Source organism: Enterobacter sp. DVT3837 (assembly GCF_056238685.1).
Window position 1 is genome coordinate 1,920,981 of record NZ_JBWDLA010000001.1, and the last position, 24,757, is coordinate 1,945,737.

A 24,757-nucleotide genomic window follows, 5' to 3' on the forward strand; every position below is an offset into this window, starting at 1 on the left:
GAAATGATGAGCCGCTATCAGCATACGAAGGGACAAATTAAAGATAACGCTATTGAAGCTTTACTACACGACCCGCTCTTCAGACAGCGCGTCGAGAAAAGTAAAAAAGGGAAAGGAAGTTATCTGCGTAAAGACAAGCATGCAAAACGGGGTAACTGGGAGGCCAGTGGCAAACAAGCGGATCGCTTTTTTACCACTGGCCTTCTTGCTTTTAGTTTCTGATCAAGAGCGATTATTCTGCTCTTTTAACAGATCGCGAATTTCTGCCAGCAATACTTCTTCTTTTGTTGGTGCTGGTGCTGCTGCAGGCTCTTCTTTTTTACGATTTAACTTGTTGATAAGCTTTATGGCCATAAAAATGGCAAACGCCACAATCACGAAGTCGAATATGTTCTGAATGAACACACCGTAATGCATTACGACCGCCGGGACATCGCCCTGCGCATCCCGGAGCGTGACGGCAAATTGTTTGAAATCAATGCCCCCGATTAATAACCCCAACGGTGGCATGATAATGTCGGCAACTAATGATGAGACGATCTTACCGAACGCCGCACCAATAATGACACCCACTGCCAAATCCACCACATTCCCGCGCATCGCAAATTCGCGAAACTCTTTAATAAAACTCATTATGCTCTCCTTGTGCCAGCTGACGATTATAAGTTTAACAAATGATTAGCTATTTGCCATTGGGGATAAATAATCGTTATGAAAAATAAAAGGCATGTTAAATAGAGGGATTATGTTCAGGTGCTCTTTGAGGAGCACCTGAATGATTACAGGAAGAATGGACTTGGCTGGAAAAGGCGTTCGACATCGGTAATAAATTTTTTATCGGTAAGGAACATAATAACGTGGTCCCCTTGCTCGATACGTAAATTATCATTGGCAATCATGACATCATTCCCCCGTACTACGGCCCCGATAATTGTCCCCGGGGGAAGTTTAATCTCATCAATGGCGCGTCCCACAACGCGTGATGTGGTTTCATCACCATGAGCTACGGCTTCAATGGCTTCTGCCACACCGCGACGCAGAGATGAAACGCCGACAATATCCGCTTTGCGAACATGGCTCAGGAGAGCGGAAATGGTCGCTTGCTGTGGCGAAATGGCGATATCAATGACACTCCCCTGAACAAGGTCAACATAAGCCCGGCGCTGAATAAGCACCATCACCTTTTTTGCCCCCATTCGTTTGGCGAGCATGGCCGACATGATATTTGCTTCATCGTCGTTGGTGACGGCAATAAACAGATCAACCTGATCAATATGTTCTTCAGCCAGTAGTTCCTGATCCGACGCATCGCCATAAAATACGATCGTGTTCTGCAACTTTTCTGCCAGTTCAGAAGCTCGTTGCTGATCGCGTTCGATCAATTTCACGCTGTAATCTTTTTCCAGTCTACGCGCCAGGCCAGCACCGATATTGCCACCACCGACCAACATAATACGTTTATATGGCTTCTCGAGACGCTGAAGCTCACTCATTACTGCGCGAATATGCTGAGAGGCCGCAATAAAGAAGACCTCATCACCGGCTTCGACAATGGTGGAGCCTTGCGGACGAATCGGTCTGTCGTGGCGGAAAATGGCTGCGACACGAGTATCAATGTGCGGCATATGCTCACGCATTGTGGAGAGCGCATTGCCGATTAATGGCCCTCCGTAATAGGCCTTAACCACTGCAAGACTCACTTTACCTTCGGCAAAATTCACCACCTGCAGTGCGCCAGGATATTCGATCAAGCGATAGATATTGTCGATAACCAGTTGCTCTGGCGCGATGAGATGATCAATCGGGACCGCTTCGGAATTAAACAGTTTCTCTGCATCGCGGACATAATCAGGAGAGCGGATGCGCGCGATTCGGTTTGGTGTGTTGAAAAGTGAGTAAGCCACCTGACAAGCAACCATATTGGTTTCGTCAGAGCTGGTTACAGCAACCAGCATGTCGGCATCATCGGCACCCGCTTCACGAAGGACCCGTGGATGCGAGCCGTGACCCTGCACAACACGAAGGTCAAACTTGTCCTGCAACACGCGCAGCCGATCGCCGTTGGTATCAACAATAGTGATGTCATTGTTTTCACCAACCAGGTTTTCCGCCAGCGTTCCACCAACCTGTCCTGCACCCAGAATGATAATTTTCATATCTCGTGACCTGTTCTCAACATCACTCTTTGATTAGCTTAGCGTAAAAGAAACCATCACCCTCTTCTGCACCTGGCAGGTTCTGCTGACCGGGGCGTTCAGGCGTCCCCGTATCTCTTAATGCAGCGCCCGGAGTTCGTTTAAGGAAGGCCGCGATTTGCTGACTGTTTTCTTCCGGCAGTACGGAACAGGTTGCATAGACCAGCGTTCCGCCTGGTTTAAGATGTGGCCAAATGGCGTCAAGAATGTCGGATTGCAGCTGGGCAAGTTCCTTAATATCACGGTCACGACGCAGCCACTTAATATCCGGATGACGGCGAATAACACCGGTTGCCGAGCAGGGGGCGTCCAGCAAAATACGATCAAATTTCGTCTCGCCACACCATTCTGCGGGTTTGCGTCCATCACCTTGCTTAACCTGCGCCTTCATACCCAGACGTTTCAGGTTGTCGTAGACGCGTGAAAGACGTTGTTCATCAACGTCCACTGCCAATACGCTGGCCTGAGGCGCAACTTCCAGAATATGCGTGGTTTTGCCGCCTGGCGCGGCGCAGAGATCGAGGATCTGCTCTCCATTTTGTGGTTCAAGCCAGGTCATGCAACCCTGGGCAGAGGCATCCTGTACAGTTACCCAGCCTTCGTCAAAACCGGGTAATGCATGTACCGGTGCAGGCGATGCTAAACGTACGGCATCAGGATAGGCGTCATGTGTGAAGCCGTTCATTCCAGCCTCTTCAAGCAAGGCCAGCCAGCCATCGCGAGAATGATGATTGCGATTCACGCGCAACCACATTGGCGGGCGCTGGTTATTGGCTTCGGCAATGTCCTGCCACTGCTGCGGATAAGCTTTTTTCAGGCGATTCAGAAGCCATTCCGGGTGCAGGAAACGTGTTTCACTTTGAGCAAACTCAGTAAGAAGCTCTTCCTGCTGTCGCTGGAACTGACGCAGTACTCCGTTGATCAGACCTTTCAGTTGGGGACGTTTGATCGCAACTGCACCTTCCACTGTCTCAGCCAACGCGGCATGAGGTGGAATACGGGTATGAAGAAGCTGATAGAAACCTACCATAATTAAATAATGTACGGTGCGTTGCTTGCCGGTCATTGGCCGCGACATCAGCTTATTAATCAACCACTCAAGCTGAGAGAGTGTGCGCAGGACGCCAAAGCAGAGCTCCTGAAGCAGGGCTTTGTCTTTATCAGAGACTTTTTGTTGCAGTGGAGGCAGGACGTTACTCAGTGACTGGCCCTGCTCGATAACCTGCTCAACGGCCTGGGCCGCCATACTGCGTAGATTTTGTTTTTTCATAACCGTAAAAATAAAAATGCCCGGAAACTCCGGGCCTTAAGAATAAATTTGTTCAGGCAAGGCGATTGCCTGGGATAAACCATTCGCGACGGGAATTTAACAGATCCTGAGCACTCATGGCTTTCTTACCGGCCGGTTGCAGCGCTTCAAGATTCAAGATCCCTTGGGCGGTCGCTACCTGGATACCGTTCTTGCTGACATCAATAATCGTACCGGGTTCAGCCGTGGTATTGCCGCTAATGACCGAGGCTTTCCAGACTTTCACTGGCTGCTCATCGATCTCCATCCAGCTCATTGGCCATGGATTAAACGCACGAATGCAGCGTTCGAGTTGAGCAGCTGACAGGGACCAGTCGATCCGCGCTTCTTCTTTGCTTAGCTTTTCGGCATAGGTAACAAGCGATTCATCCTGAACTTCAGGTTGCGCCGTATTATCCGCAAGCTGTTGCAGCGTCTCGATGAGACCCTGAGGGCCAAGGTCCGCCAGCTTGTCGTACAGCGTTGCGCTGGTGTCTTCCGCGGTAATCGGGCAGGCGAGTTTATAGAGCATGTCGCCAGTGTCTAAACCTACGTCCATCTTCATGATAGTGACGCCAGTCTCTGCATCACCTGCCCATAAAGAACGCTGGATAGGCGCGGCGCCACGCCAGCGAGGCAGCAGAGAACCGTGCACATTTACACAGCCCAGGCGAGGCATATCAAGCACAGCTTTTGGCAGAATTAAACCGTAAGCCACTACCACCATCACGTCGGCATTCAGGTCAGCAACAAGTTGCTGATTTTCCGGTGAACGCAGGGAGGCTGGCTGGAATACCGGTAATCCATGCTCTTCTGCCAGCACTTTTACCGGGCTTGGCATCAACTTTTTGCCGCGGCCAGCCGGACGATCTGGTTGAGTAAATACACCCACAATCTGGTGATCAGAAGACAACAGCGCGTCAAGATGACGCGCTGCAAAATCAGGTGTTCCTGCAAAGATAATACGTAGCGATTTAGACACGTTATTCCTTGTATCCCGGGATGTTATGCACGAGAACGCATACGATCCAGTTTCTCTACTTTCTGGCGAATACGCTGCTGTTTCAGCGGTGAGAGGTAATCGATAAACAGTTTACCGACCAGGTGATCCATCTCATGCTGAATACAAATCGCCAGCAGGTCGTCTGCTTCCAGCTCGAACGGATTACCGGCACGATCCAGAGCGCGAATTTTCACTTTTTCGGCACGCGGCACTAAAGCGCGCTGTTCCGGAATGGACAGACAGCCTTCCTCAATACCGGTTTCGCCACTTTTCTCAAGCAACTCAGGATTGATCAGCACCAGACGACCATCGCGATTTTCAGAAACGTCGATCACGATAATGCGCTTGTGAATGTCCACCTGAGTCGCCGCAAGGCCAATGCCTTCTTCGGCGTACATGGTATCGAACATATCATCTACGATACGCTGAATTTCTGCATTCACTTCTTTAACCGGTTCAGCGACGATGCGAAGGCGCTCGTCCGGAATATGTAACACTTGCAAAACTGCCATAAATTTCCAGAGTCGTGTTCAGGAGTTGATAACAATAATACCTCTATTCTAGACAAATCCCCCATTGATTGACAGCATCAGTGACCAATCGCAATGATTGCGGAGGCCGCTTATGGCAGGGGAAAGGATGACATCTACCGAGATATGGTTACGGTTAATACATACAGGGTCTCTTTGTGGTGATGCAATGCTGGACGCCGTCGCACGGCTACAGAATCAGAAAAGCATAGATGTTCCTGTTCTCAGAAACGCCGGGCTGACAGCAAAGCAAGCTGAAAGGTTCTTTGCTCCAGATGAAAATGAGCTGGAACGCAGCCTGATGTGGCTTGAGCAGCCGGACAATCAATTATTAACGGCACATGATCCGCTTTATCCTCCCTTGCTTCGAACTATTCCTGATTATCCGGGGGCGTTATTTGTAAAAGGCAACCCAGAGGCGCTTAACACTATCCAGTTGGCTGTTGTAGGTAGCCGTGCGCCGTCATGGTACGGCGAGCGATGGGGGAAAATTCTGTGCGAGCAGCTTTCTCAAAGCGGGTTCACGATCACCAGCGGGCTGGCCTGTGGTATTGATGGCGTTGCCCACAACGCTGCGCTGTCAGTAAAAGGTCGTAGTGTAGCCGTGTTGGGGAACGGTCTTTTTAGCATTTATCCCCGTCGGCATCAGGCTTTGGCTATACGTCTCATCGAATCTGGCGGTGCGATAGTGTCTGAGTTCCCACTTTCGGCGCAGCCCAGACCAGCAAACTTTCCGCGTCGTAATCGAATTATCAGCGGGCTTAGCAGAGGCGTACTGGTCGTTGAAGCGGCGCGGAGAAGCGGTTCACTGGTCACAGCTCGATGCGCGCTCGAACAGGGGCGAGAAGTCTTCGCCCTGCCTGGTCCGATAGGCAATCCCGGATGCGAGGGGCCCCACTGGCTGATTAAGCAAGGGGCAACACCGGTAACGGAAGTCGGGGACATTCTTGAAAATTTGCAATATGGGTTGCAATGGCTGCAGGAAGATCCCGAAAAGCGACAATATTCATCAGATCAGGGAAAGGTGGCATTGCCATTTCCCAAGCTCCTGGCTAACGTAGGAGATGAGGTAACACCTGTTGACGTTGTCGCTGAACGTGCCGGCCAACCTGTGCCAGTAACGGTAGCACAGCTACTCGAACTGGAGTTAGCAGGGTGGATCGCAGCTGTACCCGGCGGCTATGTCCGATTAAGGAGGGCATGCCATGTTCGACGTACTGATGTATTTGTTTGAGACTTACATCCATAACGAAGCAGAAATGCGAGTGGATCAGGACAAATTGACACAGGATCTTACCGATGCGGGGTTTGAGCGGGAAGATATCTATAATGCGTTGATGTGGCTGGAAAAGTTAGCTGATTATCAGGAAGGCCTTGCCGAACCTATGCAGCTTGCTTCTGACCCATTGTCTGTACGCATCTATACCGCTGAAGAGTGTGAAAGGCTGGACGCCAGCTGCCGGGGATTCATTTTATTCCTTGAGCAGATTCAGGTGCTAAACCTCGAAACGAGAGAAATGGTGATAGAGCGCGTCATGGCGCTGGATACAGCAGAATTTGAACTGGAAGACCTCAAATGGGTGATCCTGATGGTTCTGTTTAATATTCCAGGCTGTGAAAATGCCTATCAGCAGATGGAAGAATTACTCTTTGAAGTGAATGAAGGTATGCTGCATTAATTCAATATGCAGCACCAAGAGTTGTTATGGCCAAATCAGCACTATTCACGGTGCATAAAAATGAGCCCTGTCCGCAGTGCGGGGCTGAACTTGTTATTCGGTCCGGGAAACACGGCCCGTTTCTCGGTTGTTCACAGTATCCGGAATGTGATTATGTCCGTCCCCTGAAAAGCCAGGCGGACGGACATATCGTTAAAATTCTGGAGGGGCAGCTTTGCCCTCTCTGCGGCGGTGAGTTAGCGCTGCGTCAGGGGCGTTTCGGCATGTTCATTGGATGTAGCCGTTACCCTGCATGCGAACATACAGAACAAATTGATAAACCGGATGAAACGGCTATTGCTTGTCCTCAATGCCAGCGTGGGCAACTGGTACAGCGTCGTTCTCGTTTTGGTAAGACCTTCCATTCTTGCGATCGCTATCCTGAATGCCAGTTCGTTATCAATTTCAAACCGGTAGCGGGCGTCTGCACTCATTGCAATTATCCGCTACTTATTGAGAAGAAAACGGCGCAAGGTATGAAACGCTTTTGCGCCAGTAAACAATGTGGAAAGCCGGTTTCGGCGGATCAAAATAGTGAATAATAACCTGCCATCAGGCTCCATTGCGCATGCGGTGGATGTCCTGAAAAATGAAGAAGTCATCGCCTATCCAACTGAAGCTGTCTTTGGGGTCGGTTGCGATCCTGACAGCGAGACGGCCGTTGGCCGATTACTGGCACTCAAACAGAGGCCCGTCGAAAAAGGGCTGATTTTAATCGCTGCCAATTATGAACAACTAAAGCCTTATATTGATGATTCCATGTTAACACCGGCTCAGCGGGAGACTGTCTTCTCCGCGTGGCCAGGGCCTGTGACCTTTGTTTTTCCGGCGCAACCTTCGACACCGCGCTGGTTAACCGGAAAGTTTGATTCCCTCGCCGTCCGCGTCACCGACCATCCGCTGGTGGTGGAACTGTGCCTGGCGTTTGGCAAACCACTGGTCTCCACCAGTGCCAACCTGACCGGGCTGCCTCCGTGCCGAACAACTGAAGAAGTACTGGCGCAGTTCGGGAGCGATTTCCCGGTAGCATTGGGTGAAACGGGTGGTCGACTGAATCCGTCGGAAATCCGCGACGCTTTGACCGGCGAACGTTTTCGCCAGGGGTAATACGATGGAAGCTTATGCTGTTTTTGGTAATCCGATAGCGCACAGTAAGTCACCCTGGATCCATCAGCAGTTTGCTGACCAGCTCCAGATAGTTCATCCCTATGGCCGCGTGCTGGCACCTGTTGACGCATTTGTTCCGACCCTGAATGCTTTTTTCGACGCGGGCGGTAAAGGTGCAAATGTGACGGTACCTTTCAAAGAAGAAGCTTTTGAACGCGCAGATGAACTGACTGAACGTGCTTCTCTTGCCGGTGCCGTGAATACGCTAAAACGGCTTGAGGATGGGCGGTTACTTGGCGATAACACGGATGGTATCGGGTTGCTTAGCGACCTGGAAAGACTGTCATTTATTAAACCGGGTTTTCGAATTCTACTGATAGGTGCGGGCGGGGCTTCTCGTGGCGTACTGCTTCCTCTCTTATCTTTTGATTGTGCTGTGACAATTACCAACCGCACGTTTTCCAGAGCAGAAGCGTTAGCGGGGTTGTTCGCACATACCGGCAGTGTAAGCGCAGTTGCGCTTGATGATCTGGCGGGTCACGAGTTCGATCTGATCATTAATGCCACCTCTAGCGGTATTGGTGGCGAAGTTCCGGCGATCCCTTCTGTACTGGTGAGTCACCACATCTATTTCTACGACATGTTTTATCAGAAAGGGAAGACACCTTTCCTGAACTGGTGTGAGCAACACGGCGCGAAGCATCTGGCGGATGGACTGGGTATGCTGGTGGGGCAGGCGGCACATGCGGTGCTGCTCTGGCACGGAGTGTTACCTGCGGTCGAACCGGTGATTGAAAAGCTGAAGCAGGAATTGACTGAGTGAACCAGGCAATTCATTTTCCTGATAGAGAAGTCTGGGATGAGAGCAAACAGGCTGTCTGCTTTCCGGTGCTGGTGCACGGGATGCAATTGACCTGTGCGATCGGCGGAGAAACGCTGCTGAGTCGCTTTGGCGGTTCTCATCCACTAGACGTCTTTTGTGAGAATCGCTGGGATCTCGAAGAGGAAGCCAGCGATTTGATCCGCGATCAGCAGGAAGACGATCAGGGCTGGGTCTGGTTGTCCTGAGCCAGATACTCATCTTTCCATTTCACATAGTTATTCGCTGAGTATCTCAACCCTTCTATTTCCGCCTCTTTTAAGGGGCGGATCTGTTTCACCGGGCTACCTAAATAGAGATAACCGCTTTCCAGATGTTTGTTTTGCGGGACAAGACTTCCAGCGCCAATCATTACATCATCTTCTACTATCACACCATCCAGCAAAATCGAGCCCATCCCCACAAGCACCCGATTACCGATAGTGCAGCCGTGAAGCATCACTTTATGGCCGATAGTGACATCCTCTCCAATGATGAGCGGATTGCCCTCAGGGTTGTATGAGGATTTGTGCGTGACGTGCAGAACGCTACCATCCTGAATATTGGTACGGGCACCAATCGACACATAGTTGACATCCCCCCTGATGGCGACAAGTGGCCAAATACTGACATCAGCGGCTATTCGCACATCACCAATGACCACGCTGCTGGCATCGATCATCACGCGATCGCCTTTTTTGGGGAACAGATCTTTATAGGGACGTAATACTGAGGGCATATCTACCTCTATGGATGAGCGCTATATAGAAGACTTTGATCATAATATTGGATCGAGGCAAGGTAAAATGCGTCAATATTTAAGCAGATCGGGTGGGTTTTCAGCGAAAAGCGCGGAAAATCGTCAGTCGGAAAAAAAGATCCAAAAAGTACTTGTGCTAAAAAATGGGATCCCTATAATGCGCCTCCATCGACACGGCGGATGTGAATCACTTCACAAACAACCCGGTCGGTTGAAGAGAAAAAATCCTGAAATAACGGGTTGACTCTGAAAGAGGAAAGCGTAATATACGCCACCTCGCAACGGTGAGCTGAAAGCCGCGTTGCAACTGCTCTTTAACAATTTATCAGACAATCTGTGTGGGCACTCAAAGTGACATGGATTCTTAACGTCCTCGGACGAAAAATGAATACCAAGTCTCAACGAGTGAACACGTAATTCATTACGAAGTTTAATTCATTGAGCATCAAACTTTTAAATTGAAGAGTTTGATCATGGCTCAGATTGAACGCTGGCGGCAGGCCTAACACATGCAAGTCGAGCGGTAGCACAGAGAGCTTGCTCTCGGGTGACGAGCGGCGGACGGGTGAGTAATGTCTGGGAAACTGCCTGATGGAGGGGGATAACTACTGGAAACGGTAGCTAATACCGCATAACGTCGCAAGACCAAAGAGGGGGACCTTCGGGCCTCTTGCCATCAGATGTGCCCAGATGGGATTAGCTAGTAGGTGGGGTAACGGCTCACCTAGGCGACGATCCCTAGCTGGTCTGAGAGGATGACCAGCCACACTGGAACTGAGACACGGTCCAGACTCCTACGGGAGGCAGCAGTGGGGAATATTGCACAATGGGCGCAAGCCTGATGCAGCCATGCCGCGTGTATGAAGAAGGCCTTCGGGTTGTAAAGTACTTTCAGCGGGGAGGAAGGTGCTGAGGTTAATAACCTCAGCAATTGACGTTACCCGCAGAAGAAGCACCGGCTAACTCCGTGCCAGCAGCCGCGGTAATACGGAGGGTGCAAGCGTTAATCGGAATTACTGGGCGTAAAGCGCACGCAGGCGGTCTGTCAAGTCGGATGTGAAATCCCCGGGCTCAACCTGGGAACTGCATTCGAAACTGGCAGGCTAGAGTCTTGTAGAGGGGGGTAGAATTCCAGGTGTAGCGGTGAAATGCGTAGAGATCTGGAGGAATACCGGTGGCGAAGGCGGCCCCCTGGACAAAGACTGACGCTCAGGTGCGAAAGCGTGGGGAGCAAACAGGATTAGATACCCTGGTAGTCCACGCCGTAAACGATGTCGACTTGGAGGTTGTGCCCTTGAGGCGTGGCTTCCGGAGCTAACGCGTTAAGTCGACCGCCTGGGGAGTACGGCCGCAAGGTTAAAACTCAAATGAATTGACGGGGGCCCGCACAAGCGGTGGAGCATGTGGTTTAATTCGATGCAACGCGAAGAACCTTACCTACTCTTGACATCCAGAGAACTTTCCAGAGATGGATTGGTGCCTTCGGGAACTCTGAGACAGGTGCTGCATGGCTGTCGTCAGCTCGTGTTGTGAAATGTTGGGTTAAGTCCCGCAACGAGCGCAACCCTTATCCTTTGTTGCCAGCGGTCCGGCCGGGAACTCAAAGGAGACTGCCAGTGATAAACTGGAGGAAGGTGGGGATGACGTCAAGTCATCATGGCCCTTACGAGTAGGGCTACACACGTGCTACAATGGCGCATACAAAGAGAAGCGACCTCGCGAGAGCAAGCGGACCTCATAAAGTGCGTCGTAGTCCGGATTGGAGTCTGCAACTCGACTCCATGAAGTCGGAATCGCTAGTAATCGTAGATCAGAATGCTACGGTGAATACGTTCCCGGGCCTTGTACACACCGCCCGTCACACCATGGGAGTGGGTTGCAAAAGAAGTAGGTAGCTTAACCTTCGGGAGGGCGCTTACCACTTTGTGATTCATGACTGGGGTGAAGTCGTAACAAGGTAACCGTAGGGGAACCTGCGGTTGGATCACCTCCTTACCTTAAAGAACCTGCCTTTGCAGTGCTCACACAGATTGTCTGATGAAAAGTAAATAGCAAGGCGTCTTGCGATTGAGACTTATACGTCCCCTTCGTCTAGAGGCCCAGGACACCGCCCTTTCACGGCGGTAACAGGGGTTCGAATCCCCTAGGGGACGCCACTTGCTGGTTCGTGAGTGAAAGTCACCTGCCGTCATATCTCAAAACTGACTTGCGAGTCATGTTTGAGATATTTGCTCTTTAAAAATCTGGATCAAGCTGAAAATTGAAACGACACACATGTTATGTGTGTTCGAGTCTCTCAAATTTTCGCAAGTCGATGGTGAATCGAAAGAAACATCTTCGGGTTGTGAGGTTAAGCGACTAAGCGTACACGGTGGATGCCCTGGCAGTCAGAGGCGATGAAGGACGTGCTAATCTGCGAAAAGCGCCGGCGAGGTGATATGAACCTTTGACCCGGCGATGTCCGAATGGGGAAACCCAGTGTGATTCGTCACACTATCGTTAACTGAATACATAGGTTAACGAGGCGAACCGGGGGAACTGAAACATCTAAGTACCCCGAGGAAAAGAAATCAACCGAGATTCCCCCAGTAGCGGCGAGCGAACGGGGAGCAGCCCAGAGTCTGAATCAGCTTGTGTGTTAGTGGAACGGTCTGGAAAGTCCGACGGTACAGGGTGATAGTCCCGTACACGAAAATGCACAGGTTGTGAACTCGAAGAGTAGGGCGGGACACGTGGTATCCTGTCTGAATATGGGGGGACCATCCTCCAAGGCTAAATACTCCTGACTGACCGATAGTGAACCAGTACCGTGAGGGAAAGGCGAAAAGAACCCCGGCGAGGGGAGTGAAAAAGAACCTGAAACCGTGTACGTACAAGCAGTGGGAGCACCTTCGTGGTGTGACTGCGTACCTTTTGTATAATGGGTCAGCGACTTATATTCTGTAGCAAGGTTAACCGTATAGGGGAGCCGAAGGGAAACCGAGTCTTAACTGGGCGTTAAGTTGCAGGGTATAGACCCGAAACCCGGTGATCTAGCCATGGGCAGGTTGAAGGTTGGGTAACACTAACTGGAGGACCGAACCGACTAATGTTGAAAAATTAGCGGATGACTTGTGGCTGGGGGTGAAAGGCCAATCAAACCGGGAGATAGCTGGTTCTCCCCGAAAGCTATTTAGGTAGCGCCTCGTGAACTCATCTTCGGGGGTAGAGCACTGTTTCGGCTAGGGGGCCATCCCGGCTTACCAACCCGATGCAAACTACGAATACCGAAGAATGTTATCACGGGAGACACACGGCGGGTGCTAACGTCCGTCGTGAAGAGGGAAACAACCCAGACCGCCAGCTAAGGTCCCAAAGTCATGGTTAAGTGGGAAACGATGTGGGAAGGCACAGACAGCCAGGATGTTGGCTTAGAAGCAGCCATCATTTAAAGAAAGCGTAATAGCTCACTGGTCGAGTCGGCCTGCGCGGAAGATGTAACGGGGCTAAACCATGCACCGAAGCTGCGGCAGCGACACTATGTGTTGTTGGGTAGGGGAGCGTTCTGTAAGCCGTTGAAGGTGTCCTGTGAGGGGTGCTGGAGGTATCAGAAGTGCGAATGCTGACATAAGTAACGATAATGCGGGTGAAAAGCCCGCACGCCGGAAGACCAAGGGTTCCTGTCCAACGTTAATCGGGGCAGGGTGAGTCGACCCCTAAGGCGAGGCCGAAAGGCGTAGTCGATGGGAAACAGGTTAATATTCCTGTACTTGGTGTTACTGCGAAGGGGGGACGGAGAAGGCTATGTTAGCCGGGCGACGGTTGTCCCGGTTTAAGCATGTAGGCGGAGGTTCCAGGTAAATCCGGTACCTTATTAACGCTGAGGTGTGATGACGAGGCACTACGGTGCTGAAGTAACAAATGCCCTGCTTCCAGGAAAAGCCTCTAAGCATCAGGTAACATCAAATCGTACCCCAAACCGACACAGGTGGTCAGGTAGAGAATACCAAGGCGCTTGAGAGAACTCGGGTGAAGGAACTAGGCAAAATGGTGCCGTAACTTCGGGAGAAGGCACGCTGATATGTAGGTGAAGCCCCTGCGGGTGGAGCTGAAATCAGTCGAAGATACCAGCTGGCTGCAACTGTTTATTAAAAACACAGCACTGTGCAAACACGAAAGTGGACGTATACGGTGTGACGCCTGCCCGGTGCCGGAAGGTTAATTGATGGGGTTAGCGGCAACGCGAAGCTCTTGATCGAAGCCCCGGTAAACGGCGGCCGTAACTATAACGGTCCTAAGGTAGCGAAATTCCTTGTCGGGTAAGTTCCGACCTGCACGAATGGCGTAATGATGGCCAGGCTGTCTCCACCCGAGACTCAGTGAAATTGAACTCGCTGTGAAGATGCAGTGTACCCGCGGCAAGACGGAAAGACCCCGTGAACCTTTACTATAGCTTGACACTGAACACTGGTCCTTGATGTGTAGGATAGGTGGGAGGCTTTGAAGCGTGGACGCCAGTCTGCGTGGAGCCGCCCTTGAAATACCACCCTTTAATGGCTGGTGTTCTAACGTAGACCCGTAATCCGGGTTGCGGACAGTGTCTGGTGGGTAGTTTGACTGGGGCGGTCTCCTCCCAAAGAGTAACGGAGGAGCACGAAGGTTAGCTAATCCTGGTCGGACATCAGGAGGTTAGTGCAATGGCATAAGCTAGCTTGACTGCGAGAGTGACGGCTCGAGCAGGTGCGAAAGCAGGTCATAGTGATCCGGTGGTTCTGAATGGAAGGGCCATCGCTCAACGGATAAAAGGTACTCCGGGGATAACAGGCTGATACCGCCCAAGAGTTCATATCGACGGCGGTGTTTGGCACCTCGATGTCGGCTCATCACATCCTGGGGCTGAAGTAGGTCCCAAGGGTATGGCTGTTCGCCATTTAAAGTGGTACGCGAGCTGGGTTTAGAACGTCGTGAGACAGTTCGGTCCCTATCTGCCGTGGGCGCTGGAGAATTGAGGGGGGCTGCTCCTAGTACGAGAGGACCGGAGTGGACGCATCACTGGTGTTCGGGTTGTCATGCCAATGGCATTGCCCGGTAGCTAAATGCGGAAGAGATAAGTGCTGAAAGCATCTAAGCACGAAACTTGCCCCGAGATGAGTTCTCCCTGACCCTTTAAGGGTCCTGAAGGAACGTTGAAGACTACGACGTTGATAGGTCGGGTGTGTAAGCGCAGCGATGCGTTGAGCTAACCGATACTAATGAACCGTGAGGCTTAACCTTACAACGCCGAAGCTGTTTCGGCGAAGAGAGACAGAAGATTTTCAGCTTTGATACAGATTAACAGAATTTGCCTGGCGGCTTTAGCGCGGTGGTCCCACCTGACCCCATGCCGAACTCAGAAGTGAAACGCCGTAGCGCCGATGGTAGTGTGGGGTCTCCCCATGTGAGAGTAGGGAACTGCCAGGCATCAAATTTAGCGTGCTGATATGGCTCAGTTGGTAGAGCGCACCCTTGGTAAGGGTGAGGTCCCCAGTTCGACTCTGGGTATCAGCACCACTTTATACTTAGGTTAAAGTTCGGCAAGAAGTAAAAGAATTTGTCTGGCGGCTTTAGCGCGGTGGTCCCACCTGACCCCATGCCGAACTCAGAAGTGAAACGCCGTAGCGCCGATGGTAGTGTGGGGTCTCCCCATGTGAGAGTAGGGAACTGCCAGACATCAAACAAGTGAAAAGGCCATCCGAAAGGATGGCCTTTTTGCGTTTATGTGCAGAAAAAACGGTAGGCCGGGCAAGGCGCAACCCCCACCCGGCAGAGAAAACGACTAATGAATCACCTGTGACAAGAAGGTCCGTGTGCGTTCTGACTTCGGATGAGCAAAGAACTCATCTGGCGGTGCCTGCTCGACAATCTCGCCACGATCCATGAAGATCACCCGGTCTGCTACGGTTCTGGCAAATCCCATTTCATGTGTCACGCACAACATGGTCATCCCGGATTGTGCCAGCCCAATCATAGTATCCAGGACTTCCTTCACCATTTCAGGGTCCAGTGCTGAGGTAGGTTCATCAAACAGCATGATTTTGGGCTTCATACAAAGCGAGCGGGCGATAGCCACACGCTGCTGTTGACCACCCGATATCTGGCCTGGAAATTTATTGGCATGTTCGGCAATGCGGACGCGTTCCAGATAGTGCATCGCCAGTGCTTCGGCCTCCTTTTTGGGCAACTTTTGAACCCAGATTGGTGCCAGCGTGCAGTTCTGCAGGACGGTCAGATGTGGGAACAAATTAAAGTGTTGAAACACCATTCCTACTTCCTGACGAACACGTTCGATATTGCGGATATCTTCATTCAGCTCAATACCATCAACAACAATACGTCCCTGTTGATGTTCTTCCAGATGGTTAATACAGCGAATAGTCGTGGATTTACCTGAACCTGAAGGTCCACAAAGTACGATGCGTTCGCCCTGTTTAACCTTCAGGTTGATGTCTTTCAGGACATGAAACTGTCCGTACCATTTATTTACGTCTTCCAGCGTAATCATCGCGTCGGCGGGTGTCATAGTAATTTGGCTCATAATTTCCTCAGTGCGGTGTACGCCCGGTGTTAAAGCGCTTTTCCAGATGCTGGCTATAGCGCGACATGCTAAAACAAAAGATCCAGTAGATTAGGGCAGCAAAGACATATCCTTCGGTGGACATCCCCAGCCAGACGGGGTCTACGGTGGCCTGCTGCACGCTGCTAAAGAGATCGAACAATCCGATAATGATTACCAGGCTGGTATCTTTGAAGAGGGCAATGATCGTGTTAACCAGACCCGGGATAACCAGCTTGAGTGCCTGGGGCAGAATGACCAGCCCCTGCGTTTTCCAGTAACCGAGCGCCAGTGATTCCGCTGCTTCGTACTGGCCTTTAGGCAACGCCTGCAGACCACCGCGCACAACTTCAGCGACATAGGCGGACTGGAAGAGAATTACCCCGACCAGGGCACGGATCAGTTTGTCGATCGTTGTACCTTCAGCCATAAACAGCGGCAGCATGACCGAGGACATAAACAGAACGGTAATGAGCGGTACACCGCGCCAGAACTCAATGAAGATAACGGAAAGGACACGCACGACAGGCATTTTTGAACGCCGTCCCAGGGCAAGTAAAATCCCCCACGGCAGAGCACCGGCTATTCCCACTGAAGCGATAATTAGCGTTAACGTTAGACCGCCCCACTGGCGGGTTTCAACGCGTTCCAGCCCCAGGAAACCGCCATACAACAGCACCCAGACAATAATCGGATAGACCACGGCCCAGACGGCAATATAGCGTCCACGATGAGGCAGCTTTTTCCAGAACATGATAGCGATTGATAGCAGGCCAATAACCAGCGCCAGATTAATCCGCCAGCGTTGTTCGTGCGGATACAATCCATACATGAATTGCCCAAAACGCTCATGAATAAACACCCAGCAGGCGCCGGATTTTGTGCAGTCTGCTCGGGTTGAACCAACCCAGTTGGCCTGTAAAAATGCCCAGTTCAGCAAGGGAGGAATCAACACCCACATGAGCCACAGGCAGACAATCGTCAGCAGGCTGTTACTCCAGCTGGAGAACAGATTCTTACGCGCCCAGAGAATGAAGCGTCCACCTGTCGAGTGGGCAGGGCGCGAGGAGTGCGACAGTATCGCTTTTGTCATCATAGTTCCTTAGCGCTCGACCAGTGCTATACGACGGTTATAGAGGTTCATCAGCAATGAAATCACCAGGCTGATGATCAGATAGACAGACATGGTGATGGCGATGGTTTCAATGGCTTGCCCTGTCTGGTTAAGCACGGTTCCGGCGAACAGTGACACCATATCGGGGTAACCAATGGCAGCGGCCAGCGATGAGTTTTTGACAATGTTGAGGTACTGGCTGGTCAGGGGTGGAATGATGACCCTTAATGCCTGAGGTATGATGACCTGGCGAAGCGTCACGGTATGGGGCAACCCCAGAGAGCGTGCTGCCTCGTGTTGTCCATGCGGTACGGCCTGGATCCCTGAACGGATAATCTCAGCGATAAATGCGGACGTATAAATCGAAAGTGCCAGCGTCAGGGATGCCAGTTCAGGGATCAATACCATCCCGCCCTGAAAGTTAAAACCACGCAGATGTGGAACATCCCAGTGTAGTGCGGCACCAAAGAGCCAGTGTGTCAAAAGCGGCAGGCCGATAACCAAGGCAGCAGCCGTTGGCCAGGTTTTACGAAGCTGGCCGGTTTTGATCTGATGCTTGCGGTTAAAGCGGAATACTGCAACAGAAAGGGCAAGCGCTATCACTATCGCGCCAATGAAAGCGTAAAGTCCTTCGCCTGGCAGAGGAGAAGGAATAGACAACCCTCGGTTACTCAGGAAAAACAGATCAAACGCGTCAACGGCCTGGCGGGGACCAGGAAGGTTACGCAGTACGGCGAAATACCAGAAGAAAATCTGCAGCAGCGGGGGGATATTGCGGAACGTCTCGATGTAGACAGTTGAAAGCTTCCGCAGGAGCCAGTTTTCAGAAAGACGCGCCAGACCAATAAAGAAGCCCAGTATCGACGCGAAGACGATACAAAGCGCCGATACCAACAGAGTATTCAGTAAACCGACCACGAACACGCGTCCGTACGTGTCACCTTCCTGGTAATCAATAAGGTGCTGAACAATGCCAAACCCCGCGCTGCGATCTAAAAACGCGAAACCGGAGGTAATACCGCGATTATTCAGGTTGGTGATGGTGTTATGGATGAGATACACGGCGATGAGAACAACCGCAACAATAGCAATAATCTGGAATAGCCAGGCGCGGACCGCGGGATGAGAAAAGGATAGCGATCCTTTTACGGCTGAGCGGCGATGGGACATAAAGAAACCTCAGTAACCATGACTCTGGAGTGGGCACTGCCGGAACAGTGCCCGTTACAGCTATGACTTAACGTACAGGTGGCGCGTACTGAATACCGCCGTTGTTCCAGAGATTGTTCTGGCCGCGTTTGATCTTCAGCGGGCTTTCCGATCCCACGTTGCGTTCAAAGATCTCAGAGTAGTTGCCCACCTGTTTGATGATGTTGTAGGCCCACTTGTTATCCAGCTTCAGATCCTTGCCGAAATCACCTTCTGTACCAAGCAGGTGTGCCATATCCGGGTTGGATGGCTTAGCCGCTTTCTCATCGACGTTTTTCGAGTTGATGCCCATCTCTTCCGCATTCAGCATGGCAAACAGCGTCCAGCGAACGATAGAGAACCAGTCTTCATCGCCACGGCGGACAACCGGTCCAAGAGGTTCTTTCGAGATTACTTCAGGCAGGACAATCCACTCCGCTGGATTGCTCAGCTTAATACGTAACGCATACAGCTGTGACTGGTCAGAGGCCAGTGTGTCACAACGACCAGATTCCAGCGCTTTAGCTGATTCATCGGAGCGGTCAAATGTGACAGGGGTGTATTTCATGTTATTGGCTTTGAAATAATCCGCGACGTTCAGCTCGGTATCGGTGCCCGCCTGAATACAAACCGTGGCACCATCCAGTTCCTTCGCGCTTTTCAGGCCAGCTTTATTGTGGGTAAGGAAGCCGATGCCGTCATAATAGGTTACACCGGTAAATGACATGCCCATACCTGCATCACGGGAAGAGGTCCAGGTCGTATTACGGGAGAGCATGTCGACCTCGCCGGACTGCAGCGCCGTAAAGCGTTCTTTCGCCGTCAGCGGGGTATATTTTACTTTGCTGTCATCGCCAAAAACGGCGGCGGCGACGCCACGGCAGACATCCACATCAATCCCGGTAAATTTGCCATTAGCATCGGCATAAGAGAAGCCAGGCAAACCGTCACTGATACCACATTGAACAAAACCTTTCTTTTTAACGGCATCCAGTGTCGTTCCCGCATGGGCTTGACCGGCTACGGCAAACATCATGCCTGCAGCGGCCATGCTGGCTATCATCGTCTTTTTCATAATGCATCCTGTGTGGCGAAATTTATCGTTATAGAGGCGTTTTTAAACGCTTTACCTGTCTGTGGCTTTGGCCAACGTTTATAAAGCAAACGTAATGCCAGTTTTGCGTTCGACAAAATAAGAGACGAGTGAACGCTTAATGCTGAGTGTAGACAGGCTTAAATAAAACGAGCGCCCCGAAACGGTGCAAAATTACAACCTGTGCCACAAATCGGAGCAAAAGTTTCAATGCTATTTGGATGGGAAGAGTGGATAGTTTCAGGGGTGAATATTGGCAGGGTATTAAATGCTATTAATATGTGAAAATCATCACGATAGGGTGTGCAATTTAAATAGATTCACTAAAAAGATGTGATTGCCTTCAGGCTTGAATTAATCGCGAGGATAAATACAGGGCTATTTTTTTACTTATTTGAAAATAGTGCACTAATTAAAAGCAAAAGCGCGGCTTTGGCCGCGCTTTTTGAACAGATGTTACTTAGTCAGGGCAACAATACCCAGCGTCAAGCCCGCGACTGCGGCAGCACCGCCGGCGATAGCGCCTGCTGTTTCCCAGTTATCCTGGGTGGTGCCTTTCATACAGGTATTGGTATGAACCAGTCGGCCCTGGTCGTCGTAAACCGGTACACATGGAGAATCGTGCGCGCAACCAGCAAGCAGCGCAGCGAGTAGTGCAACGGAAATGAATCTTTTCATGATGTTACCTCAGTATTATTTCTCATCCGCTATAAAGCCAGGAGGGCTATTAACGAACTGGAGGTTATTTTACCACCAGGGTAAGCCCTCGTTACACGAGGAATAATCTCAAATTATGTAGTTTGTAAAAATCGTGGAGAAAAGTCATTTTCAAGGTGAATTAATGGAGGAATTGTGGAGTTGCAAGAAGCTGTTTTTACTTAATGCAAATAATCGTTTTTTTTAGAGGGTTATTTTTTAATGCCTAATTCATTGTTTACGTTAAAAATAAAAAAGGCACCAGAGGTGCCTTTCAGGGAAACATTAATCCTTATGGCGAGTAAATCTTCGCCGGACAACCACAAAGAAGACCGGCACGAAGAAAATCGCCAGAAGGGTTGCAGAAAGCATACCTCCCATAACGCCCGTACCGACGGCATTTTGCGCGCCGCTCCCGGCCCCGGTGCTGATCACCAGCGGCATGACACCCAGAATAAAGGCAAGGGACGTCATCAGAATCGGTCGAAGGCGCATTCTTGAGGCTTCCAGCGTGGCTTCAATGAGGCCTTTACCTTCTTTATCCATCAGGTCTTTAGCAAATTCGACGATCAGAATGGCGTTTTTCGCCGATAAACCGATCGTCGTCAGCAGGCCGACCTGGAAATAGACGTCATTGTTTAGCCCACGCAATGATGCTGCGAGAAGTGCCCCAATGACACCCAGCGGCACTACCAGCATGACGGAGAAGGGAATGGACCAGCTTTCGTACAGGGCTGCCAGACACAGGAACACCACGATCAGTGAAATGGCGTATAGCGCAGGCGCCTGGTTACCGGAAAGTCGCTCCTGATATGACATTCCCGTCCAGTCATAGCCGATGCCGGAAGGCAGTTTTGCCGCGAGGCTCTCCATCATAGCCATCGCTTCACCGGTACTTTTACCCGGTGCCGATTCACCAAGAATCTCCATGGAAGGCATCCCGTTATAGCGTTCCAGGCGAGGCGAACCATACACCCAGTGAGCGTTGCTAAAGGCTGAGAACGGGACCATTTCCCCATTCGCGCTGCGTACGTAGAGGCTGTTAATGTCCCCTGGCAACATACGGAATCGGGCATCGGCCTGCACGTAAACCTTTTTCACGCGACCATGATCGATAAAGTCGTTCACATAGGTGCCACCCAACGCAGTCGAGATCGTCTGGTTAACGTCAGAAAGGCTGACACCTAACGCCTGGGCTTTCTCCTGGTCAACATCCAGTTTGAACTGAGGGGTATCTTCCAGACCGTTAGGACGCACGCGCACCAGCAGGTCAGGGTGCTTTTTCACCATGCCGAGAAGTTGATTGCGTGCCTGTGTCAGTTGGGTATGCCCCAGGTTAGCCTGATCAATCAACTCAAAGTCGAAGCCCGTTGCGGTACCTAACTCAATAATGGCAGGCAGGTTAAACGGGAACACAAGGCCGTCTTTAATCTGACTGAAGGCTTTCGTCGCGCGACCGACAATGGCCTCGACGCCATTTTTCTCCCCCGGGCGCTCCTCCCAGGGCTTCAGGCTGACGAACGCAATACCGGAGTTCTGACCCTGGCCGCTGAAGCTAAAGCCGTTAACGGTAAAGACGGACTCAACATTTGCCTTCTCTTTGTTCAGATAGTAGTCCTGAACCTGATCGAGAACCTGCTGAGTCCGCGTCTGGGTCGCACCTGCCGGGAGTTGAACCATCGTCATAAACACCCCCTGATCCTCTTCGGGCAGGAAGGAGGTGGGTAAACGCAGGAAGAGCACCGCCATCCCACCGACAATAATGACGTACACCACCAGATAGCGCCCGGTCTTACGCAAAATACCGCTCACGCTGTTGCTGTAGTGTTCCACGCTCTGATCAAAGCGCGCATTAAACCAGCCAAAGAAGCCCCCTTTTTTTTCATGGTGGCCGCTGGAGACTGGCTTAAGCAATGTTGCACACAGCGCTGGCGTAAGGATCAGCGCGACAAGCACAGACAGCGCCATCGCCGAAACGATAGTCAGTGAGAACTGGCGATAGATCGCCCCCGTCGAGCCACCAAAAAAGGCCATTGGAATAAAGACCGCCGAGAGCACCATGGCTATACCCACCAGTGCCCCCTGGATCTGCCCCATTGATTTCTGCGTTGCCTCTTTTGGCGGCAGTTTGTCCTCAACCATGACACGTTCAACGTTCTCGACAACCACGATAGCGTCATCAACCAGCAGACCTATCGCCAGCACCATCCCGAACATCGTGAGGGTATTGATTGAGAAGCCGAATGCTGCCAGCACCGCAAAAGTGCCCAGCAGGACGACCGGCACCGCGATAGTCGGGATGAGCGTCGCCCGCAGGTTTTGCAGGAACAGGTACATGACCAGGAAGACGAGAACGATCGCTTCAAACAGGGTCTTCACCACTTCGTGGATGGAGATTTTCACAAACGGCGTGGTGTCATACGGGTAGACAACCTTCAGACCTTGCGGGACGAATTGTTGCAACTGCGCCAGTTTGCTCTTGATGGCTGCTGCCGTATCCAGCGCGTTTGCCCCGGTTGCCAGTTTAATCCCCAGACCTGTTGCCGCCTGCCCGTTGATTTTGGTCACCATATTGTAGTTTTCGCCACCCAGCTCAATGCGAGCCACGTCCTTCAGGTGAACCATGGAACCGTCCTGGTTCACCTTGAGCGTCACGCGGCCAAACTCTTCCGGTGATTTCAGACGGGTTTGTGCGATGATCGAGGCATTCAACTGCTGTCCTGGGATGGATGGCGTCCCGCCCAACTGGCCTGCCGCTATCTGGTCGTTCTGCGTTTTCAACTGGTTGATAATATCCAGCGGCGTCAGCTGGTATTTGTTCATCGCATTGCTGTCGAGCCAGATGCGCATCGCATATTGGGCGCCAAACAGCTGCACGTCACCGACACCAGACGTTCGGCTGATGGCATCTTTGACGTTCGAAGCGACATAGTCGGAGATGTCATTCTGCGTAAGGTTTTTATTGTCTGATACAAAACCGGCGACCAGCAGGAAGCTGCTGCTGGATTTCTCAACGCCAATCCCTTGCTGCTGCACCTCTTGCGGCAGCAGCGGCATGGCGAGCTGCAGCTTGTTTTGTACCTGCACCTGGGCGATGTCCGGATCGGTTCCTGACTGGAAAGTCAGGGTGATAGTGACGTTACCCGCTGAATCGCTGGTGGAGGACATATACATCAGGTTATCAATACCGTTCATGTTCTGTTCGATAACCTGGGTCACGGTATCCTGCACCGTTTGAGCATCTGCTCCCGGGTAAGTTGCGGATATGGCCACGGCGGGAGGGGCAATGGTCGGATACTGTGCTACGGGAAGTTTGAGAATGGCCAGCCCGCCTGCAATCATCAAAATGATGGCAAGTACCCAGGCGAAAACAGGCCTCTGAATAAAGAAATTAGCCATGTCGTCGTCCCTTAACCGGCTGGTGTCGTGGTGGTATCCGGCGTGGCGACGACGGTAGCACCCGGTCTGACTTTCTGTAAACCGCTGACAATCACACGGTCACCGTTTTTTAAACCTCCTGTCACCAGCCACCGATCGCCAATCGCCTGAGGCGCAACAACAGTACGCGACTCCACCTGGTTTTTGTCGTTAACCAGCAGTACGGTAGCGTCGCCCTGTGGTGTGCGTGTCACACCTTGTTGTGGAACCAGAATGGCATCCGGTTGTATGCCTTCATCAATACGGGCGCGAACAAACATACCGGGTAACAGCAGGTGTTGAGGATTAGGGAAAATGGCACGCAGAGTAATCGAACCGGTACTTTCGTCGACGGTAACATCAGAGAATTGCAATGTGCCTTTCAGCGGATAGGGCTGACCATTCTCCATCAGCAACTCAACGGTGCTGGTGGCATCGCCTTTCAGCAGGCTGGTCTGTTTCAGTCGCATGAAATCATTGCTGGACTGTGTGACATCGACATAAATCGGATCAAGCTGCTGGACTGTTGCCAGTGCGGTGGCCTGTCCGCTCGTAACAAGCGCTCCCTCGGTTACGCTGGATTTACCGATGCGACCAGCGACAGGTGACGTCACTTTGGTATAGGCAAGATTGATACGTGCAGATTCCACACCTGCCTGGGCGGCGGCAACGCTGGCGTCTGCCTGTTGAGCCGTCGCCACTGCCTGATCGTATTCCTGTTTGCTCACATATTGTGTGCCAACCAGCGGGAGATAACGCTTCACCGTCAGATGCGCGATATTCGCTGCTGCCTGAGACTTCAACAGGTCGGCTTTGGCGTTGTCATAGGCCGCCTGCCAGGTCGCGGGATCAATCTGGTAAAGTGACTCACCTGCTTTAACATCGCTCCCTTCCGTGAAATTGCGACGGAGGATTATGCCGCTAACCTGCGGGCGAACCTCCGCAACGCGAAATGCATCTGTTCTGCCCGGGAGTTCAGTGGTGACAGCCAGAGGGGCGCTTTTCACTATATGGACGCTGACCTGAGGTGCCTGTGGATGTGGTTGATGATTTTCCTGTCCATCGCATCCAGTGAGCAGTACCGCACAGACAATGAAACCGGATAAGGGCAAGCGTCTGAAATGATTTGTCATTACTGTTCCTTTAAATACCCATTAACCGATATTTGCCGTGGCTCGGTAGCTGGGGCAGAGGGATAAAAATAAAATGTAGCTGCGT

Annotated in this window: 20 protein-coding genes, 2 tRNA genes and 4 rRNA genes; 13 read left to right on the forward strand and 13 right to left on the reverse strand. The window is 51.5% G+C overall.

Translation table 11 applies throughout. The features are described from left to right. Positions 1-6: 6 nt before the first annotated feature. Positions 7-222 carry an alternative ribosome-rescue factor A gene (locus tag AC0XWG_RS09415; RefSeq protein WP_028018488.1) on the forward strand — a complete coding sequence of 72 codons (216 nt, stop codon included), beginning with the start codon at positions 7-9 and terminating at the stop codon, positions 220-222. Here the strand turns inward: AC0XWG_RS09415 and mscL are convergent, their stop codons facing one another. The 5 genes from mscL to def form a co-directional block, all read right to left on the reverse strand. Continuing rightward, on the reverse strand, positions 223-633 hold the full coding sequence (gene mscL, locus AC0XWG_RS09420) for a large-conductance mechanosensitive channel protein MscL (protein WP_028018487.1): 411 nt from the start codon (positions 631-633) through the stop codon (positions 223-225). A 146-nt stretch (positions 634-779) separates the two neighbouring features. Beyond that, entirely contained in the window at positions 780-2,156 is a 1,377-nt protein-coding gene (trkA, locus tag AC0XWG_RS09425) for a Trk system potassium transporter TrkA (RefSeq protein ID WP_013099016.1), read from the reverse strand. A gap of 22 nt (positions 2,157-2,178) precedes the next feature. Next, on the reverse strand, positions 2,179-3,465 hold the full coding sequence (gene rsmB / locus AC0XWG_RS09430; RefSeq protein WP_475680540.1) for a 16S rRNA (cytosine(967)-C(5))-methyltransferase RsmB: 1,287 nt from the start codon (positions 3,463-3,465) through the stop codon (positions 2,179-2,181). A 52-nt stretch (positions 3,466-3,517) separates the two neighbouring features. Next, positions 3,518-4,465, reverse strand: a complete 948-nt coding sequence (gene fmt / locus AC0XWG_RS09435) for a methionyl-tRNA formyltransferase (RefSeq protein ID WP_128348920.1) — start codon at positions 4,463-4,465, stop codon at positions 3,518-3,520. Positions 4,466-4,488: 23 nt separating this feature from the next. Beyond that, positions 4,489-4,998 carry a peptide deformylase gene (def, locus tag AC0XWG_RS09440; protein WP_475680541.1) on the reverse strand — a complete coding sequence of 170 codons (510 nt, stop codon included), beginning with the start codon at positions 4,996-4,998 and terminating at the stop codon, positions 4,489-4,491. 127 nt (positions 4,999-5,125) lie between these two features. Here def and dprA point away from each other — a divergent pair, with 127 nt between their 5' ends. From dprA to AC0XWG_RS09470, 6 genes are read left to right on the forward strand one after another with little or no spacing between them, the layout of a single operon-like run. After that, a complete protein-coding gene (dprA, locus tag AC0XWG_RS09445; protein ID WP_134708765.1) occupies positions 5,126-6,250 on the forward strand; it encodes a DNA-protecting protein DprA in 1,125 nt (374 codons plus the stop codon). After that, a complete protein-coding gene (smg, locus tag AC0XWG_RS09450) occupies positions 6,222-6,695 on the forward strand; it encodes a DUF494 family protein Smg (protein WP_008503477.1) in 474 nt (157 codons plus the stop codon). Before dprA ends, smg begins: the two co-directional genes overlap by 29 nt. 26 nt (positions 6,696-6,721) lie before the next feature. After that, a complete protein-coding gene (locus AC0XWG_RS09455) occupies positions 6,722-7,276 on the forward strand; it encodes a DNA topoisomerase family protein (protein WP_108091105.1) in 555 nt (184 codons plus the stop codon). Next, complete coding sequence (gene tsaC, locus AC0XWG_RS09460; protein WP_028018481.1) at positions 7,269-7,841, forward strand: L-threonylcarbamoyladenylate synthase type 1 TsaC; 573 nt, start codon at positions 7,269-7,271, stop codon at positions 7,839-7,841. Before AC0XWG_RS09455 ends, tsaC begins: the two co-directional genes overlap by 8 nt. Positions 7,842-7,845: 4 nt before the next feature. Further along, positions 7,846-8,664, forward strand: coding sequence for a shikimate dehydrogenase (gene aroE, locus AC0XWG_RS09465; RefSeq protein ID WP_475680542.1), 819 nt, complete (start codon positions 7,846-7,848; stop codon positions 8,662-8,664). Further along, the gene (locus AC0XWG_RS09470; protein WP_028018479.1) at positions 8,661-8,909 is read left to right on the forward strand and encodes a DUF1488 family protein; all 249 of its coding nucleotides are present in this window, start codon (positions 8,661-8,663) and stop codon (positions 8,907-8,909) included. The genes aroE and AC0XWG_RS09470 overlap by 4 nt, the downstream gene beginning before the upstream one ends. On the opposite strand, the gene AC0XWG_RS09475 is transcribed toward AC0XWG_RS09470, so the two are convergent. After that, the gene (locus AC0XWG_RS09475) at positions 8,885-9,439 is read right to left on the reverse strand and encodes a gamma carbonic anhydrase family protein (protein ID WP_028018478.1); all 555 of its coding nucleotides are present in this window, start codon (positions 9,437-9,439) and stop codon (positions 8,885-8,887) included. The two genes, AC0XWG_RS09470 and AC0XWG_RS09475, sit on opposite strands and share 25 nt — an antisense overlap. A 476-nt stretch (positions 9,440-9,915) precedes the next feature. On the opposite strand from AC0XWG_RS09475, the gene AC0XWG_RS09480 reads away from it, so the two are divergent. The 6 genes from AC0XWG_RS09480 (at position 9,916) to rrf (AC0XWG_RS09505) (ending at position 15,148) form a co-directional block, all read left to right on the forward strand. Further along, positions 9,916-11,455, forward strand: a 16S ribosomal RNA gene (locus AC0XWG_RS09480). 85 nt (positions 11,456-11,540) lie between these two features. Beyond that, positions 11,541-11,616, forward strand: a tRNA-Glu gene (locus AC0XWG_RS09485). 192 nt (positions 11,617-11,808) lie between these two features. Next, positions 11,809-14,713: ribosomal RNA gene (locus AC0XWG_RS09490) — 23S ribosomal RNA — on the forward strand. Between the two features lie 70 nt (positions 14,714-14,783). Then, positions 14,784-14,899: ribosomal RNA gene (gene rrf, locus AC0XWG_RS09495) — 5S ribosomal RNA — on the forward strand. 14 nt (positions 14,900-14,913) lie between these two features. Continuing rightward, positions 14,914-14,989: transfer RNA gene (locus AC0XWG_RS09500), tRNA-Thr, on the forward strand. Positions 14,990-15,032: 43 nt separating this feature from the next. After that, positions 15,033-15,148, forward strand: a 5S ribosomal RNA gene (gene rrf / locus AC0XWG_RS09505). The 16S, 23S and 5S rRNA genes sit together here with 2 tRNA genes alongside, the layout of an rRNA operon. A gap of 106 nt (positions 15,149-15,254) precedes the next feature. On the opposite strand, the gene AC0XWG_RS09510 is transcribed toward rrf (AC0XWG_RS09505), so the two are convergent. The 7 genes from AC0XWG_RS09510 to AC0XWG_RS09540 all read right to left on the reverse strand — a co-directional run bounded on the left by AC0XWG_RS09510 (position 15,255) and on the right by AC0XWG_RS09540 (position 24,672). Then, positions 15,255-16,013 (reverse strand): amino acid ABC transporter ATP-binding protein, encoded by a 759-nt coding sequence (locus AC0XWG_RS09510; RefSeq protein WP_028018574.1) that lies wholly within the window; start codon positions 16,011-16,013, stop codon positions 15,255-15,257. Positions 16,014-16,020: 7 nt separating this feature from the next. After that, positions 16,021-17,124, reverse strand: coding sequence for an amino acid ABC transporter permease (locus AC0XWG_RS09515; RefSeq protein WP_028018575.1), 1,104 nt, complete (start codon positions 17,122-17,124; stop codon positions 16,021-16,023). A gap of 9 nt (positions 17,125-17,133) precedes the next feature. Further along, positions 17,134-18,315: an amino acid ABC transporter permease gene (locus AC0XWG_RS09520; protein ID WP_028018576.1), complete on the reverse strand. Its 1,182-nt coding sequence runs from the start codon at positions 18,313-18,315 to the stop codon at positions 17,134-17,136. A gap of 67 nt (positions 18,316-18,382) precedes the next feature. Next, on the reverse strand, positions 18,383-19,408 hold the full coding sequence (locus AC0XWG_RS09525; RefSeq protein ID WP_049007526.1) for an amino acid ABC transporter substrate-binding protein: 1,026 nt from the start codon (positions 19,406-19,408) through the stop codon (positions 18,383-18,385). 474 nt (positions 19,409-19,882) lie between these two features. Next, on the reverse strand, positions 19,883-20,104 hold the full coding sequence (locus AC0XWG_RS09530; protein WP_008502867.1) for a lipoprotein: 222 nt from the start codon (positions 20,102-20,104) through the stop codon (positions 19,883-19,885). A gap of 303 nt (positions 20,105-20,407) precedes the next feature. Continuing rightward, positions 20,408-23,521, reverse strand: a complete 3,114-nt coding sequence (locus AC0XWG_RS09535; protein WP_475680543.1) for an efflux RND transporter permease subunit — start codon at positions 23,519-23,521, stop codon at positions 20,408-20,410. 11 nt (positions 23,522-23,532) lie between these two features. Beyond that, the gene (locus AC0XWG_RS09540; RefSeq protein ID WP_475680544.1) at positions 23,533-24,672 is read right to left on the reverse strand and encodes an efflux RND transporter periplasmic adaptor subunit; all 1,140 of its coding nucleotides are present in this window, start codon (positions 24,670-24,672) and stop codon (positions 23,533-23,535) included. Positions 24,673-24,757 lie beyond the last annotated feature (85 nt).